Annotated in this window: 16 protein-coding genes; 8 read left to right on the top strand and 8 right to left on the bottom strand. The window is 71.0% G+C overall.

Features of this window, described 5'->3' with window-relative positions:
* Window positions 1-84 precede the first annotated feature (84 nt).
* Complete coding sequence (locus ACGFIA_RS23365; protein WP_393262031.1) at window positions 85-990, bottom strand: DUF6745 domain-containing protein; 906 nt, start codon at window positions 988-990, stop codon at window positions 85-87.
* A 154-nt stretch (window positions 991-1,144) separates the two neighbouring features.
* Here ACGFIA_RS23365 and ACGFIA_RS23360 point away from each other — a divergent pair, with 154 nt between their 5' ends.
* Both ACGFIA_RS23360 and ACGFIA_RS23355 read left to right on the top strand, forming a co-directional pair.
* Window positions 1,145-1,606, top strand: coding sequence for an SRPBCC family protein (locus ACGFIA_RS23360; RefSeq protein WP_357385777.1), 462 nt, complete (start codon window positions 1,145-1,147; stop codon window positions 1,604-1,606).
* A gap of 686 nt (window positions 1,607-2,292) precedes the next feature.
* On the top strand, window positions 2,293-2,703 hold the full coding sequence (locus ACGFIA_RS23355; RefSeq protein WP_393262028.1) for a DoxX family protein: 411 nt from the start codon (window positions 2,293-2,295) through the stop codon (window positions 2,701-2,703).
* A gap of 24 nt (window positions 2,704-2,727) precedes the next feature.
* Here ACGFIA_RS23355 and ACGFIA_RS23350 read toward each other — a convergent pair whose 3' ends face one another.
* Entirely contained in the window at window positions 2,728-3,852 is a 1,125-nt protein-coding gene (locus tag ACGFIA_RS23350) for an arabinogalactan endo-beta-1,4-galactanase (protein WP_393262025.1), read from the bottom strand.
* Window positions 3,853-3,883: 31 nt separating this feature from the next.
* The gene (locus ACGFIA_RS23345) at window positions 3,884-5,065 is read right to left on the bottom strand and encodes a cellulose binding domain-containing protein (protein ID WP_393262022.1); all 1,182 of its coding nucleotides are present in this window, start codon (window positions 5,063-5,065) and stop codon (window positions 3,884-3,886) included.
* 184 nt (window positions 5,066-5,249) lie between these two features.
* Between ACGFIA_RS23345 and ACGFIA_RS23340 the strand changes: the two genes are divergently transcribed.
* The 4 genes from ACGFIA_RS23340 to ACGFIA_RS23325 all read left to right on the top strand — a co-directional run bounded on the left by ACGFIA_RS23340 (window position 5,250) and on the right by ACGFIA_RS23325 (window position 8,074).
* Window positions 5,250-5,528, top strand: coding sequence for an FmdB family zinc ribbon protein (locus ACGFIA_RS23340; RefSeq protein ID WP_357385769.1), 279 nt, complete (start codon window positions 5,250-5,252; stop codon window positions 5,526-5,528).
* Between the two features lie 60 nt (window positions 5,529-5,588).
* Window positions 5,589-6,842: a formamidase gene (gene fmdA, locus ACGFIA_RS23335; protein WP_357480293.1), complete on the top strand. Its 1,254-nt coding sequence runs from the start codon at window positions 5,589-5,591 to the stop codon at window positions 6,840-6,842.
* Between the two features lie 102 nt (window positions 6,843-6,944).
* The gene (locus ACGFIA_RS23330) at window positions 6,945-7,274 is read left to right on the top strand and encodes a cupin domain-containing protein (protein ID WP_357385765.1); all 330 of its coding nucleotides are present in this window, start codon (window positions 6,945-6,947) and stop codon (window positions 7,272-7,274) included.
* Window positions 7,275-7,564: 290 nt separating this feature from the next.
* Complete coding sequence (locus tag ACGFIA_RS23325; protein WP_357480290.1) at window positions 7,565-8,074, top strand: hypothetical protein; 510 nt, start codon at window positions 7,565-7,567, stop codon at window positions 8,072-8,074.
* A 58-nt stretch (window positions 8,075-8,132) separates the two neighbouring features.
* Here the strand turns inward: ACGFIA_RS23325 and ACGFIA_RS23320 are convergent, their stop codons facing one another.
* On the bottom strand, window positions 8,133-9,089 hold the full coding sequence (locus tag ACGFIA_RS23320) for a helix-turn-helix transcriptional regulator (RefSeq protein ID WP_393262017.1): 957 nt from the start codon (window positions 9,087-9,089) through the stop codon (window positions 8,133-8,135).
* Window positions 9,090-9,147: 58 nt separating this feature from the next.
* Between ACGFIA_RS23320 and ACGFIA_RS23315 the strand changes: the two genes are divergently transcribed.
* Window positions 9,148-9,891: an alpha/beta fold hydrolase gene (locus ACGFIA_RS23315; protein ID WP_393262014.1), complete on the top strand. Its 744-nt coding sequence runs from the start codon at window positions 9,148-9,150 to the stop codon at window positions 9,889-9,891.
* Window positions 9,892-9,959: 68 nt separating this feature from the next.
* Here ACGFIA_RS23315 and ygiD read toward each other — a convergent pair whose 3' ends face one another.
* Window positions 9,960-10,805 (bottom strand): 4,5-DOPA dioxygenase extradiol, encoded by an 846-nt coding sequence (gene ygiD / locus ACGFIA_RS23310; RefSeq protein ID WP_393262011.1) that lies wholly within the window; start codon window positions 10,803-10,805, stop codon window positions 9,960-9,962.
* 129 nt (window positions 10,806-10,934) lie between these two features.
* Between ygiD and ACGFIA_RS23305 the strand changes: the two genes are divergently transcribed.
* Entirely contained in the window at window positions 10,935-12,023 is a 1,089-nt protein-coding gene (locus tag ACGFIA_RS23305) for an epoxide hydrolase family protein (RefSeq protein ID WP_393262008.1), read from the top strand.
* Here the strand turns inward: ACGFIA_RS23305 and ACGFIA_RS23300 are convergent.
* From ACGFIA_RS23300 to ACGFIA_RS23290, 3 genes are all read right to left on the bottom strand, one after another.
* The gene (locus ACGFIA_RS23300) at window positions 12,007-12,339 is read right to left on the bottom strand and encodes a hypothetical protein (RefSeq protein ID WP_357385753.1); all 333 of its coding nucleotides are present in this window, start codon (window positions 12,337-12,339) and stop codon (window positions 12,007-12,009) included. The two genes, ACGFIA_RS23305 and ACGFIA_RS23300, sit on opposite strands and share 17 nt — an antisense overlap.
* Window positions 12,336-12,515 carry a hypothetical protein gene (locus ACGFIA_RS23295; RefSeq protein ID WP_357385751.1) on the bottom strand — a complete coding sequence of 60 codons (180 nt, stop codon included), beginning with the start codon at window positions 12,513-12,515 and terminating at the stop codon, window positions 12,336-12,338. The genes ACGFIA_RS23300 and ACGFIA_RS23295 overlap by 4 nt, the downstream gene beginning before the upstream one ends.
* Window positions 12,516-13,003: 488 nt before the next feature.
* On the bottom strand, window positions 13,004-14,200 hold the full coding sequence (locus tag ACGFIA_RS23290) for a helix-turn-helix transcriptional regulator (RefSeq protein WP_357385749.1): 1,197 nt from the start codon (window positions 14,198-14,200) through the stop codon (window positions 13,004-13,006).
* Window positions 14,201-14,685 lie beyond the last annotated feature (485 nt).

Here is a 14,685-nt window from a genome sequence, read left to right as displayed (position 1 = left end):
ATGCGTACGACCGATGTGCCCGGCTCGAAGGCGGCCCGGTCAAGCCGCCGAGGTCCGCGGACCTCGGCGGCGCCCGAGTCCAATCTATTTATCGCCGCCTATCAAATCAATGTCTGCGCCCGCGCCGCTCAGCGGTGGTTGCCAGCCGTCCCGATAGCGCACGCCGCCGGGTCGCAGCCGGATCCGGTCGTGCGCCGTTCCCGCGACGGGCTCGGTCCGGATGACCGCCGGCCGGTCCACGACGACGCAGACGTCCTCCCCCGGCCACCACCAGCCGCCGGAGCGGGCCAGGCCGGCCCAGGTGTCGAGGTGCCCGTCCTCGTCCGGCCCGTACCGGGCGAGGCCGAGCCGGCGCAGCACGTCGTAGTACGCGATCCATGACGCGTCCTGCTGCCCGTACCAGCACACGGGCACCGGGCCGCCGCTCGCCAGCGCCGCACGCACCGGCAGGTAGAACCCGTGCGCGAGGCTGCGGTGCAGCGCCGCGCGTACCCCCTGGTGCAGCACGACGGCGAGCGGTACGCCGCTGTCGAGGGCCCGCTGCGGCGGCAGCTCGGGCCACGGCTCCCTGGCCTTACCGGTGCGGGCGGGTGACAGCTCGGGATCGGTGTGCGCCACGCCCGCGCTGAGGGCACCCCGGAGCTGGGACACGATCATGGCGATGTCGCTCGCCACCAGCGGCGTCCTGGGCGGCCGTGCCGCCCGGATGCGGTCGTGGAGCGAGTCGAGTGTGGGCCAGCCGGCGACCAGGGGAATCGCCTTGGCCGGCGAGTCGACCCACTCGAACCGGGGTCGCGGCCGCGACGCCCTCGCGTAGACGGCGGTCAGGCAGCGCTCGGCGGCCGGCCGGTCGGCCGGCTGCGTGGACAGGGCGTGGTCGAGCCATTCCTGGCGGATCCGGACCGCCTGCTGCCACAGGCCGCCGGGGTCACCGCCGCGAACGGCCTGCGGGATCGTCGCGGCGCCGTCGCGCCGCGTGCGGGCGCTCATCGCGCCGGGGCGTCGCCGCCCTTCCGGTAGGAGATCATGGCCCGACTCTGACTCACGGCGCGGCATCGCTCAAGCGAATTCCGGCCATATAGTGACCGCGTTCGCCGTGCCCGAGGGAGAGAAGGGAACACCGCTGACCGTGGACAGTGACCGCTTGACCCGACCCCCCGTCATCACCGCGCAGATGCTCGTCCGCCGGCCCGCCGCCGAGGTCTTCCAGGCGTTCGCCGACCCGGCGGTGACCACGAGGTTCTGGTTCACCAGGAGCAGCGGCCGGCTGGAACCCGGCGCCACTGTCACCTGGGAGTGGGAGATGTACGGCGTCTCCACCGTCGTCACCGTCAAGGACGTGGAGGAGAACCGCCGCATCCTGGTCGAGTGGGATCCGGAGTCACCCACCCAGGTCGAGTGGCGGTTCCTGCCGGGCGAGGGCGACACCACGCTGGTCCGGATCACCGAGAGCGGCTTCGCCGGCACCGCCGACCAGGCCGTGGGCAGGGCGATCGACTCGATGGGCGGGTTCACCATGGTCCTCTGCGCCTGCAAGGCGCTGCTGGAGCAGGGTGTGCTGCTGAACGCGGTCGCGGACGCCCACCCGAGCGGCTTCGGGGACTGACCGGGCCGGCTGCGGGTGGGCCGGGTGTGCCCGCAGCCCTGCACGGGCGGCTGCCGGAGCCCGGAGCCAGCGGAGCACGTGGTGGCCGTCACTGTTCGTCGACCGCCCCGGAACGAGGTTGGTCAGGCCGAGCATCGCCCCGACGAACCCGGCGCCGAGCAACGCCGGCCGCGTCCACGCCGTACCGGTGGACGCCGACGCGACGACCAGCGCCGCCGCGGCGCACAGGTTGGCCGACGGGCCACCGAGATAGAACAGCACCATTCGCAGCGGCAGTGCCGTCATCGACGGCGAAGGCCCTACCGACACCTCGTTGCGCCAACCGTTGAAGGGCGCGATACGGACCGCGACGACCGGCAGGCACAGCAGCTTCGCCACGACGAGGTGTCCGCACTCGTGCAGGACGAGGTGCAGCCAGAACGACAAGCAGGTGAGGCCGGCGGCGGCCATCGCACCCGGGACGGACTCGGTGACGAGCAGCGCGAACGCCGCCGACTCCACCGCCAGGAGGAGTGACACGGCGACCAGCCGGCGGCGGAGCTTCACCGGAAGAGGGTACGGCCGGGTGACGGGCGGCGTGGCCCCACTGCGTGGCGCGGCTGTCAGCGATGAGTTCGCCCGCCCTGGCCGGTCTGAACTGGTGCGTCCGATCGGATGCGGAACACCAGCCGACCGCAGGAGGAACGATGACCACGACCGTTGCCGACACCACTCCCCCGCCCGTCGCCCGCGGGCTGCACCGGACGCTGTGGGTGCTCCAGATCCTCCTCGGCGTCTTCTTCATCGTCGCCTCGGCCGGCCCCAAGCTGTTCGGCGAGACGAACGCGGTCCAGTCCTTCGAGGACATGGGCGCCGCGCCCTGGTTCCGCTACTTCATCGGCCTCGTGGAGCTGGCCGGTGGCATCGGGCTGCTCGTGCCGCGGCTGGCCGGCCTGGCCGCCGTCGGGCTCGCGCTGCTCATGGTCGGCGCCGCCGTCACCCAGGCGTTCATCCTGGACGGCGGCGCGCTGGTGCTCACCCCGGTGGTGCTGTTCGCGCTGTTCGTGTTCATCGCGTGGGGCCGCCGCCACTCGATCGGCCGGCTCCTGCGGCGCTGAGCCGGGGGTGCGCCGGCCGACCCGTCAGGGCCACCAGTGCACCCCCGGGTTCACCCGCCCGAACCAGTCGAAGACGGCCATGTTGTCCCACTGGTTCCCGGTGCCGTTGATGTTCGCCGGGTCCCAGCCGTTGCCGCTGACCGCGTACCAGGTCGGCTCCCAGTAGAAGACACCGATCGCGCCGGCGTTACGGGCGGTGTTCTGCACCCAGTCGAACTCCTGGGCCTGCCCGGACCAGGTCGCGCTGATGCCGTCGCAGGTCGCGTCGCCGATGGCGTTCGGCTCGCCGTCGGCGTTGTCGCGGGTGAAGGGGTACGCGGTCTCCACGATCACCACCGGCTTCCCGTAGCGGCCGCGCAGGTCGACGATGTTGTTGTAGAGGTTGGCCAGGCTGCCGTGCCACATGCAGTAGTACGACAGGGCGGTCATGTCCCACTGCACGCCCTGCGCCCGGATGCCGTCGTAGAACCACCGTGCGTTGGCGTTGCTGTCGGCGTTCGCGGTGTGGATCATCACCGGAATGCTGCTGCCGCAGGTCTTGACCGCGTTGTAGCCCTGCTTGAGCAGCCAGGCCAGCGGGGCGAAGTCGTTGTTGACGACCTTGCCCTCGTTCCACAGCATCCCGACGTTGATCTCGTTGCCGATCTGCACGCTGTCCGGCGGCGTGCCCTGCCCCCGCAGGGCGGTGCAGACGTCGTACGTGAAGGCGTACACGTCGTCGCGCAACTGGCTGAGGCTGTGGCCGGCCCAGGCGGCCGGCTTGTACTGCTTGCCCGGGTCGGCCCAGGTGTCGGAGTAGTGGAAGTCGATCAGCACCTTGAGGCCCTTGGCCTTCGCCGTACGCGCCTGGACGAGCACCTTGCTCTTGTTGTTGTAGCCGCTGCGCGGGTTGTTCCAGACGCGCAGCCGGACGTAGTTGACGCCGACGGACCGGAGGATGTCCAGCGGGTCGCGGGCCACCCCGTTGGCGTCGTAGTACTGAGCGCCCAGGTCCAGGCTGCGCTGCAAGGAGGAGACGTCGGCGCCGCGCATGGTGAGCGTGTTGGCGGCGGCGACCGGCGCGGGCGTACCCCCGAATGTGGTGGTGACGGCGAGGACGACGGCCGTGACGGCCCCGACCAGGGTGCGGTGGCGGTGCGATGTGCTCACGATGCTCCTCTCAGCCGGTCGCGGACGGTGCTCAGCCCACCGCGCAGGGGGTGCCGTTGAGCGAGAAGGCGGTCGGCGGCGCGTCGCTCGCGCTCCACCGCCCCTGGAAGCCGAACGTCGCGGAGCCGTTCGGCGCGATGAGGCGGTTCCAGTCGGCGTTGCGGGCGGTCACCGCGGCGCCGGTCTGGCTGACTGTGGCGTTCCACGCGGTGGTGACCTGCTGGTCCCCCGGGAAGCCGAAGGTGAGGGTCCAGCCGTCGACCGGCGCCGTGCCGGTGTTCTGGACCGTCACCGCCGTCACGAAGCCACCCGGCCACTCGGACTGGTTCCGGTAGGTGACCCGGCAGGTCGACGGCGGCGGGGGCGGTGGCGTGGGCGTCGTGGGCACGGTGACCGTGTTGGAGGCGATCGACACGTTGCCGGCGGCGTCGCGGGCCCGCACGTAGTACAGCGTGCGCAGCGGCGTCGGCGCCGGCAGCGACATCGTGTACGTGGTGCCCGGCACGGTGGCGACGCGCGTGGAGGTGAACCAGCCGTCGAACCGGTAGACGTCGTAGGCGAGCACGCCGACGTCGTCTGTCGACGGTGACCACGACAGCCTGGCGGTCGAGTCGGTCACCTCGCCGACCGTGAGGTTCCCCGGTGCGCTGGGCGGGGTGGTGTCCGGGCCGGTGTCCGTCACCGGCGTGACCACTGTCAGCGGGTCGCTGGCGGGCGAGCGACGGTTGTCCCCGTCCCGGGCCGACACCCGGAACGTGTACTGCCGGCCCGGCTGGATGTAGTTGGTGACCGTCGCGGTGGTGACGTCGCCGAGGCTGAGGCTGTAGACCACGTCGTCGAACGGGCTGAGGTAGACGATGTCGTACCCGACGACGGGGCAGCAGCCGCGCGTGGCGGCCGTCCAGGTGAGCGTGACGGACGTGCTCCGTACCTGGGTGGCGGTCAGGTTCGTGGGCGCGCTCGGCGGGAACGGCGTGGTGCTGGGCGGGTCGGGCGGCTTGGGCGTCGACGTGGGCGTCACGGTCCCGGTCGGGTCCGCGACGGGCGTCGCGGCGCCGCCGGGCGCCGGAGCGGCAGCGGGGTACGCGGTGCCGGCGTCCGCCGGCGGGGCGGCGCTCAGGGCGGTGACGAGTACGGCGGTGGACAGCGCGACGGCGACCGGCAGACCCGGCCGCAGGCGGCGCAGAAGTGAGGACGAGGAGACGGCGGCCATAGGTAGACGATGCCCGCAGGCATCGATGATCGCCAACGTGTCCCACGCCTCGGCCGGCGCGACGAACTCCGCCTCATTCGTCGTTTCGCGCCGCTTATGTCAGTAATAGGCCACAATCGGAGAGACAGGGTGAGCCGCTGCGGAAGGCCCACCGCACGCACGAAAGGCTGGACGGGACGCGGCGATGGCCACCTTCGAGTACCGCTGCCCGCAGGACGGCAGCTTCGACGTCGTGACGCCGGTCGGCACCGCGGACCCGTCGACGGGCTGCCCCCGGTGCGGGTTGCCGGCGGCCCGGGTGTTCTCCGCGCCCCGGCTCGCCCGCATGCCGGCGGCGCTGCGCGACGCCATGGACCGGACCGAGCGCAGCGCGGAGCAGCCGGAGGTGGTCGGGCGGGTGCCCGGCCGTCGTCCGGCACGCCGCTCGACGAACCCGGCCCACGCCCGTCTGCCCCGATGGTGACCGGGCTCGGGCAGTCCACCTGACCCGCCGCGGCGGGACGCACGAGAAGGGCTCGACACCGTGCCTGAACTGCTGTTCCCTCTAGACTCGACGAAGAGGTTCACCGACCAGGAGAAGGTCGGGCACAACCGCTGGCATCCCGACATCCCGCCCGTGGCGACGGTACGGCCCGGACAGTCGTTCCGCGTCCACTGCCGCGAGTGGTTCGACGGCGCGATCCACAACGACGACTCCGCCGAGGACATCCGGGACGCTCCGCTGACCCGGGTCCACGCTCTCAGCGGCCCGTTCGCCGTCGAGGGCGCCGAGCCGGGCGACCTGCTCATGGTCGACATCCTCGACATGGGCCCCATCCCGCAGGAGTCCGGTCCGCTGGCCGGCCAGGGCTGGGGCTACACGGGCATCTTCCCCACCGGCAACGGCGGCGGCTTCCTGACCGAGCAGTTCCCCGACGCCTACAAGGCGGTCTGGGACTTCAGCGGCCGCAAGGCCACCTCCCGGCACATCCCCGGGGTGTCGTTCACCGGGATCGCCCACCCGGGGCTGATGGGCACCGCCCCGTCCGCGTCGCTGCTGGCGACCTGGAACCAGCGGGAGGGGGCGCTGATCGCGACCGCGCCCGACCGGGTGCCGCCCCTGGCCCTGCCCCCCGAGCCGCAGGACGCGATCCTCGGCAGCCTCACCGGCGCCGACTTCGACCGGGTGGCCGGGGAGGCGGCGCGTACCGCCCCGCCCCGGGAGAACGGTGGGAACCAGGACATCAAGAACTTCACAGTCGGCAGCCGGGTCTTCTACCCGGTGTTCGTGCCGGGTGCCAACCTGTCGCTGGGCGACCTGCACTTCTCCCAGGGCGACGGAGAAATCACCTTCTGCGGCGCCATCGAGATGGGCGGCTTCGTCGACCTGCACGTAGACCTGATCAAGAACGGCATGCAGACGTACGGCGTCGCCGAGAACACGATCTTCATCCCGGGCGACACCCCGCCGCAGTTCAGCCAGTGGCTGGCCTTCTCCGGGCTCTCGGTCACCCTCGACGGCGAACAGCGGTACCTCGACTCGCAGCTCGCCTACCAGCGCGCCTGCCTGCACGCCATCGACTACCTGACCCGCTTCGGCTACCAGCCGGAACAGGCGTACCTGCTGCTCGGCGCCGCACCCATCGAGGGCCGGCTCTCCGGCGTGGTGGACATCCCCAACTCCTGCGCGACCGTCTACCTGCCCACCGAGATCTTCGACTTCGACATCCGCCCCTCGGCCGCCGGTCCGACCCGCATCAACCCGGGCAAGGGCGCCCCGAAGGCCACCATGCGGTGAGCGGCTGAGCACGCCGAAGGCCGGTGGTGCGGCGACGGGGCGCGCACGCTACGGTTCGCGGAGGAGCACCCTGCCCGGCGCGACGAGCAGACAGGAGACCTCATGCAGAAGTCATCCCTCACCGCACTGGCCCGCGAGCAGCTGGAACTCGCGCACACCTCCTCCAGCGGCCGCAGCAGCTCCACCGTCTACGGCGGCCACGAGCACACGCTCCGGCAGACGCTGATCGCGCTGACCGCCGGGCAGATGCTCGGCGAACACGAGAACCCCGGCGAGGCCACCGTCCACGTCCTGCACGGCCGGGTCCGGCTCGGCGCCGGCGAGACCTCCTGGGACGGCGCTGCCGGCGACCTGCTGATCGTGCCGGACCGCCGGCACAATCTGGAGGCGCTCGAAGACTCAGCGGTGCTGCTCACCGTCGCCAAGCGCTGACGGTCCGGCCCCGGGAGGCCGGCAACCGTGCCGGGGCGTCGACGGCCGTCTCGAACGCGCCGTCAGCCGTCAGGGCGTCTATCGGCTCACCGACGAATCCGCCGCTCGACTGGGCGCCCTGCTCGACGGGGCGCCGGCCCCCGAGCCGGGGTCGTGCAGGCGTACCCGGACTGCCGGGAGAGGCTTTGACAGCAGCGCGTGCCGCCGCTCGGCGGCGATGTCACACTGCGGCAGTGGAGCGCTTTCGGTGTGCGGGCTGCGGGAAGCCGCTGAGCGTCCCGGTCCGGTTGGTGGAACTGCCGGCGGCGCCGCACTGGTCGGTCCTGGACTGCCACCAGGTGAACCCGCCGCTCCTTGGCCCCGGCACCTACGCGATCGACGAGGCCGCCTACGGCCGTGATCAGGTCACCGACACCTTCGTCCTCTCCCCCGGCGACGTACGCGGGACACGCTTCGTCCATGACCGCGTCCACACGGGTTGCTGGTCGATGGTGGGCTGGATCCCCTGCGTCGCCTGTCAAGGCTGCGGGGCCGTGATCGCCTCGCGGACCGACGACTGCGGGACGGCGCAGGAACTGCGCTTCCTTCCCGCGATGGTTGTCCGGGAGCGGTGTGACGACGGGCCGGACCGCGTGACCGATCCTTTCGCGCTGATCGCCGACTGGGACCGTCCTGCGCCCGACACCAGACGGCACCGTGGGGTGCCCGAGCCGACCCGTCCTCGTCCCGAACTCGTCGCCACCCGCTGGGGCGGCCGAGGCGTGCGGGAAGCTCTCTTCCGGGACGATCCGCCGGCCTGACCCGGCCGCGCGCCGTCCGCACGTGGGCCGAGGCGGGTCTGACCACCTTTTCCGAGCCTCAAGCGGTGGCGTCGGCGAGCAGTCGGGCGGCCAGGGCCCGCACCTCGTCCTTGAGTTCGCCCGGTCGGTCGATCGTGAACGGCCAGCCGAGCCCGGCGAGCATCTGTGCCGCACCGTCGAGCCGTTCGGCTCGGGCGGTGAGACGCACTCCGCCGGGCACCTCGGTGAGCGTGCCGACCGAGGGCGGGATTCGTCGCTGCGCCTGCTCCAGGCTGGTGTGCAGCACCACGGAGATGTCGTGCGCGTACGGCACGGCTGCCAGACCGGTGAGTACCTGCGTGGTGGAATCGAAGCCGGCCGGGATGTCGAACCTGCCCTGAAGGGGGTGGGCTGTCCCGATGCGGTCGAGGCGGAACGTCCGTACGGCCTGGCGGTGGTGGTCGTGACCGGTGACGTACCAGCGGCCGGCGTGGAAGACCAGCCCGTACGGGTCGAGCTGACGTTCTCCGGACTGGCCGCGCCAGGTGGTGTAGGTGATGCTCACCGGTTGCTGATGCCGGGCCGCTTCGGCGAGCACCAGCAGCACCTCGATGCCGGGCGGGGCCGGCTTCCGGACCCGGGCGGTGAAGTCCACGGTCTCCAGCAGCGAATCGATTCGCCGGGCGAGAACGGCCGGCAGCACCCGGCGGATCTTCGCGGTCGCGCTCTCGGCGGCCGCGCCTTCGGTGGTGACCAGCCCGGCCCGGGTAGCGGCGACGAGCCCGAGCATGACGGCGACCGCCTCCTCGTCGGTGAGCATGAGCGGCGGCAGCTTGTATCCAGGCGCGAGCCGGTATCCGCCGTAGCGACCGCGCCGGGCCTCGACCGGGATGCCCAGGTCGGCGAGGTGCGCGGCGTATCGGCGGACCGTGCGCTCGTCGACGCCCAGCCGACCCGCCAGGTCCGCGACGGTGAAGCCGCCGCCGGCCTGGAGGATCTCCAGCAACGCCAGTACGCGCGCGGTCGGCCGGGTCAAGAATCCCCATTTCTCATCCGGGCGGAACATGTCCGGTATTGATCGTAGCGTGGCACGCATGACGACCTTCGTACTGGTTCCCGGGTTCTGGCTCGGCGCATGGGCCTGGCGGCCGGTCACCGCCGCCCTGCGCGGGCACGGCCACGAGGTGTACCCGCTGAGCCTGACCGGCCTGGGCGAGCGCGCCCACCTGGCCCGCCCGGACACCGACCTCGACGTCCACGTCACCGACGTGGTCAACCTGCTGCGCTACGAGGACCTGCACGACGTGGTTCTCGTCGGGCACAGCTACGCCGGCGCGGTCGTGACGACCGCCGTTGCCGACCGCATGACCGACCGCATCGCCCAACTGGTTTTCGTCGACACCGGCCCGCTACCCGACGGCGCGGCGAACGCCGACTTCAGCCCGCCCCAGGAGCGTGAACGCAACGCGGCGGTGGTCGCCGAACACGGCGACGGCTGGCGGCTGCCACCCCCGCCGTGGGCCGAGCTGGCAGCGGGCGCGGCAGACGTGGATGATTCGGTCGTCGCGTTGCTCGCTGAGCGGTCGGTGGCCCAGCCGTGGTCGACTGCCACCACCCCGGTGCGGCTCACCGGGGCGTGGGAGAAGGTGCCCCGCCTCGGCGTGCTGTCGAGCTTCACCGTCGAGCAGGCACGCCAGATGGCCGCCACCGTGCCGCTGTGCCGGCACATGGCCGGCGATCCGTGGCGGTACGAGGAACTGCCGACGTGGCACTGGCCGATGCTCAGCCGACCGGTCGAGCTGGCCCAGATCCTGCACGAAGGCAGGCCGACGGCGTAGCCCGCAGTGCCCGGGCAACCTGAGTACGGTCGCCCGGGCACCGAAGCGGTTGACCAGCCGGCGCCTGCTCAGATGTTGGAGCCGTCCGGCGGCAGCCCGGGCGGTGGCTGCGGGGATCCGCCCCGGCCGGCAGCCGGTGGACAGGACATGCCCAGCGTGTAGGCCGTCATGGACAACGAGCCGTAGGCGTAGCCGTCGACCAGGACCTCGGTGTCGGGGGTGTCCATGGCGGCGGCCAGGCCGGCGAGATACAACGCGGGGATGAAGTGGTCCGGTGTCGGTACCGCACGGCGGAAGTCCCCGTGAGCGTCGAGGGTCGCGTACTCGCCCGGGTCGGTCAGCATCCGGGTTTTGGCGTCCTCGTCGAAGCGTCGCGCCCAGTCGAAGCCGTCGTCGGCCAGCGCCCAGTCCATGCCGCGCAGGTTGTGCACGACATTGCCGCTCGCCACGATCAGCACTCCACGCCGACGCAGTGGAGCCAGCTGCGCGCCGAGTTGAAGGTGGTAGTCCATCGGCTTGTCGGCGTTGATGCTGAGCTGGACGACGGGAATCGTCGCGTCCGGAAAGGCATGCGTCAGCACCGACCAGGTGCCATGGTCGATGCCCCAGCTGTCGACGTCCGCCCCGACCCAGGTCGGATGGACGACGTCACTGACCTCCTCAGCCAGTTCGGGCAGCCCCGGCGCCGGGTACTGCACCTCGAACAGCTCCTGAGGAAACCCGTAGAAGTCGTGGATGGTCCTCGGCCGGGGCATCGCGGTGACGGCCGTGGCGTTGATGTACCAATGGGCGCTGACCACCAGGATCGCGCGGGGACGCGGCACCGCTGCGCCGAAGGCTCTCCACGCGGAGGTGTACCGGTTGACCTCGAGGGCGTTCATGGGGTTGCCGTGGCCCAGGAACGCCGCGGGCATCAAGACATCCAAGGCCGGATGTACGTCTGAAGGCACGTGGACACGATAGTGCCCCCTCACAGCGGCTCCGGCCTGAATCACGCTCCTCGGGGGATCGGAGATCGCTCCTGGCGATGAGACCATGATCGGGTGACGCCCTTCCACATCGATGTGCCCGAAGCCGTCCTGGAGGACCTGCGGGCTCGGCTTTCGCGGACGAGGCTCGCGCCGGCCGCACCGGGAGAACCGTGGGCCGCCGGCACCGACCCTGGCTACCTGGCAGGTCTGGTGCGGTACTGGCTCGACGAATTCGACTGGCGTGCGGCCGAGCGTGCCCTCAACCGGTACCCCCAGTTCGTCACCACGGTCCGAGGCACGCCGGTCCACTTCGTTCATGTCCGCTCGGCATCGCCCGATGCCACGGCGCTGATCCTGACCCACGGCTGGCCCAGCACGTACACGGAGATGCTGCCCCTGGTGTCCCGGCTCGCAGACTTCGACCTCGTCATACCGAGCCTGCCCGGCTTCGTCTTCTCCGGGCCACTCGCCGAGGGCCCGACGACCGAGGCGGCTGTCGCGGACGTGTGGGCCGAGCTGATGACCCGGCTGGGCTACGACCGCTTCGGCGCCTACGGTGGCGACATCGGCTCCGGCGTGTCGACGTGGCTCGGCGCCCGCCACGCAGATCGGGTCATCGGGGTCTTCTCGCAGCACATCAAGTTCCCCCCGGCGGACCGCAGGGGCGACCTCAGCCCGGCCGAGGAGGCGTTCATCGCCATGCTCGACGCGAAGGCCCAAGACGACTGGGGCTACGGAATCATCCAGGAGACACGGCCCGACACCCTTGCGGCCGCGCTGAGCGACTCGCCGTCCGGACTGGCCGCATGGATCATCGAGAAGTACCAGCGCTGGAGCGACTGCGGCGGCGACATCACCCGCCGGTTCGGCTTCGACGAGCTGCTGACCACCGTGATGCTGTACTGGGTCACCAACTGCATCGGCACGTCCTTCCGGCCCTACCGTGACGACCGCCTGGCCCCCCACCTGCCAATGGTCGCCGTGCCCGCCGGAATCACTGTCAGCGTGGAGGACGCCGGCCTGCCCCGGTCGTTCGCCGAACGCACCTACGCCAACCTCACCCACTGGCGCGAGCCCACCGTCGGCGGCCACTTCCTCGCCCAGGAAGAGCCCGACCTGCTCGCTGCCGACCTGCGCGCGTTCTTCAGCGTGCTCCATTGATCCAGCGGGTAGGCCGCCAGTTCCACGCGGGTGGCGCCCGGTCGTCCGTACCCGGTCGAACACCCGGCTCCGATTCGGCTGGCATGGGCGGGCCGGTCTCCCTGGTCCAGCCGAGGAACCGGCGGTGCAACACGCCCGCCGGCGTCCAGGGCATGTCCTCGGTGGCCTGGACGAGATAGGCGCCGAGGTACAGCGCCAGCGACACCGGCGCATCCATGAACTCCGCGCGCAGCTCGCGCTTGCGCGTAGGGCACGGCCAGGGCAGGTCGCAGCCGCCACAGCTCCACACCGGCATGACCGGCCCGTGGGTGGTCACCGCGCACCCTCCAGGAACCGCGCGGTGATCGCCCGCGCCTGCCGGCTCGTCGCCCATTTCACCTGCCAGCACGGGTACGGCGTGAGCCGCGCCCACCACGCCCGGCACCCGGCACACATGCCGTCGAGCCCTCGGACATGAACCGCGAGGATCGCCTGTTCCTGCTCGCTGCTCACTGCTCACCCTCCGACGGCCAGTGGCCCCGATCGATCGGAATCCGGTGCCGGGCGCGACACGGCAGGTCGGACCCACAGCGGCAGACGCGCCGCCAGAGCCGCCACGACCACACCGGCCGGTGCCTGCGAGCAAGAGTCAGCGCGGTGGCAGACAGGTATTCGTCATACGAGACGCGCCGCTCCCGCGACATCGATGTGTCCCCGGCTCCCGCCGGGGCCTGTTGCCCGCCTCGCGCCTGGTCCAGCAACCGCCGCCGGGCAATGTCCTGCTCCATCATCTGGATGCGCTGCCCGACGCCGTACGCCGTCGGAATCGACGGGAGGTACCGGCCCACGAGTCGCCGCAGGGGCCCGACAGGCACCGTCATCTACTGGCCCTCCGTGATGAGAGCACGAAGAGGCACTGCTGATGTGCCTCGATCCGCGCCCGGTTCAGTGAGGTCCAGCGTCGCGCCGCGTGCGCCTACGATCCAGAAGGTGACTGTCCGCTAACCAGGCGTGCTGTCCGCTGTTGATCGTCGGACCGGGGCGTACTCGACGCACAGTTCACGGAGCATCGCGGCCTCGGGCACTCCGAGATCCTCGACCTTGGCCAGCAGTTCCGCGGCTCGCCACCAGTTCGACGGCACCACTCGCCCGGATGCCACGGCCTGCGCCCCGAGCGCAACCGCTTCGTCCGACTGACCGGCGGCGACGAGAGCAAGCCCGAGGTCGAGACGCGCCGATGCCGACCGGCGTGGCCGCGCTCCCCCGTCGCCGTGCGGATCCAGATCGGCCAGTACGGCCCGAGCCACCTGCTCGGCGCCCGGGTCACCGGCCCACGCCAAAGTCGTGGCCGTATAGGCGGCGGCCTTGGCAGGGTCGTAGCGATAGTGATGCTCGGCTCGCTCGGGAACGGGCAAGTTCGCCGCCAACCTCTCTACCCGATCCAGCGTTCGCCGGGTGGCAGCAACGTCCCCAATGCGAGCCCATGCACGGGCCTCCTGAGCAGTAGCCTGGATCCTGGCCGAGCTGCCCTGAGGCGCGACCCGTTGAGCCTGCTGGGAAAGATCGAGTGCCGAACGGTAGTCACCTTGCGTCAGCACGTCCCAAGCCCGCGTCTCCAGACACCACGCCCGAATCTCGGGATGCTCAGCATGTTCAGCAAGGTCACGAGCAGCTCGCAGATGAGCAGCCGCAGCATTCCGCTGCCGCAAATCGATGTGGACCGTGGCCCGCAGCACCGCCAACCAACCGCCGGCAACCAACAGCCGACGCTGTTGAGCAAGCGTCACCCGCCCGTCCAGCAGCCGCACCACATAGGAGAGGTGCCGCCGCACCAACGGCAACAGATCCGCCGGCGCCATCGTCGGATAGGAGCTGGCAAGGTCGTCAACGCCCTGCTCGATCCGCTCGAGCATGTCGTTGCTGACATCACTCGCGGCGACTCTCGCCCGCAACTCGCCGGCCTCGGCCGCATGGTCGATCGGCGCATCGACCAGCCGAGCAAGCACTCCCCCGGCGTCGAGAATCCGGTCCAGGTGACGCGCTGTGTCGACCGTCGGAGCCTTGAGCCCTGCCTCCAACTCGTGCAGATGGCTCTTACTCCGATGAGCGAGTTGCCCGAGAGACCGAAGCGACAGGCCACGCCGCTCCCGAAACTCCCGCAGAGCTACCCCAAAGCGCGGATCGACGGACGAGGCCATAACGCCGCTCCAAGCTCAAGAGGCCAGGCGAATCAGCCGGCCGCCACCCATCGACGGTACCCCGACTCTCCGTACGCGGATGCCCACGCTGCTCCGTGAGCGGGCCAGGGCCAGGGTGACAAGGTGGAGCGCCCTACCGGACGTAAGACCTTGTCCGCCTGGCCCTGGTCTGCCCGGCTTGCCGCGCCTCGACCCGCACCGAGCGGAACGCGCTTGATCTCGTAGAGGCGGACTCGGCAACAGGTCCTCCACTGGCCCGAGCACGCATCAGCTGACGCCGGTCATGACCGGACCGCCCCTATGTCGGTCAGGCGCGGGTGCGCTGTCGCAGCCGGGTGGACACGACAGCGACAACCGCCATGAGGACCGCGACCACCAGGGACGGCAGCGCGTCGGGCCGGCGCAGCAGTTCCCCCGTCAACCCGCTGTTGTCCAGCTGGTAGAGCGTACCCAGGAGAAGGGTGGGGACGACGGCGATCAGCAGC

It is taken from the genome of Micromonospora sp. NPDC049203 (genome assembly GCF_043197215.1).
Lineage (GTDB): Bacteria > Actinomycetota > Actinomycetes > Mycobacteriales > Micromonosporaceae > Micromonospora.
The sequence above is the reverse complement of the archived record's forward strand: the minus strand, read 5'-3'. Positions and strand labels throughout refer to the sequence as shown.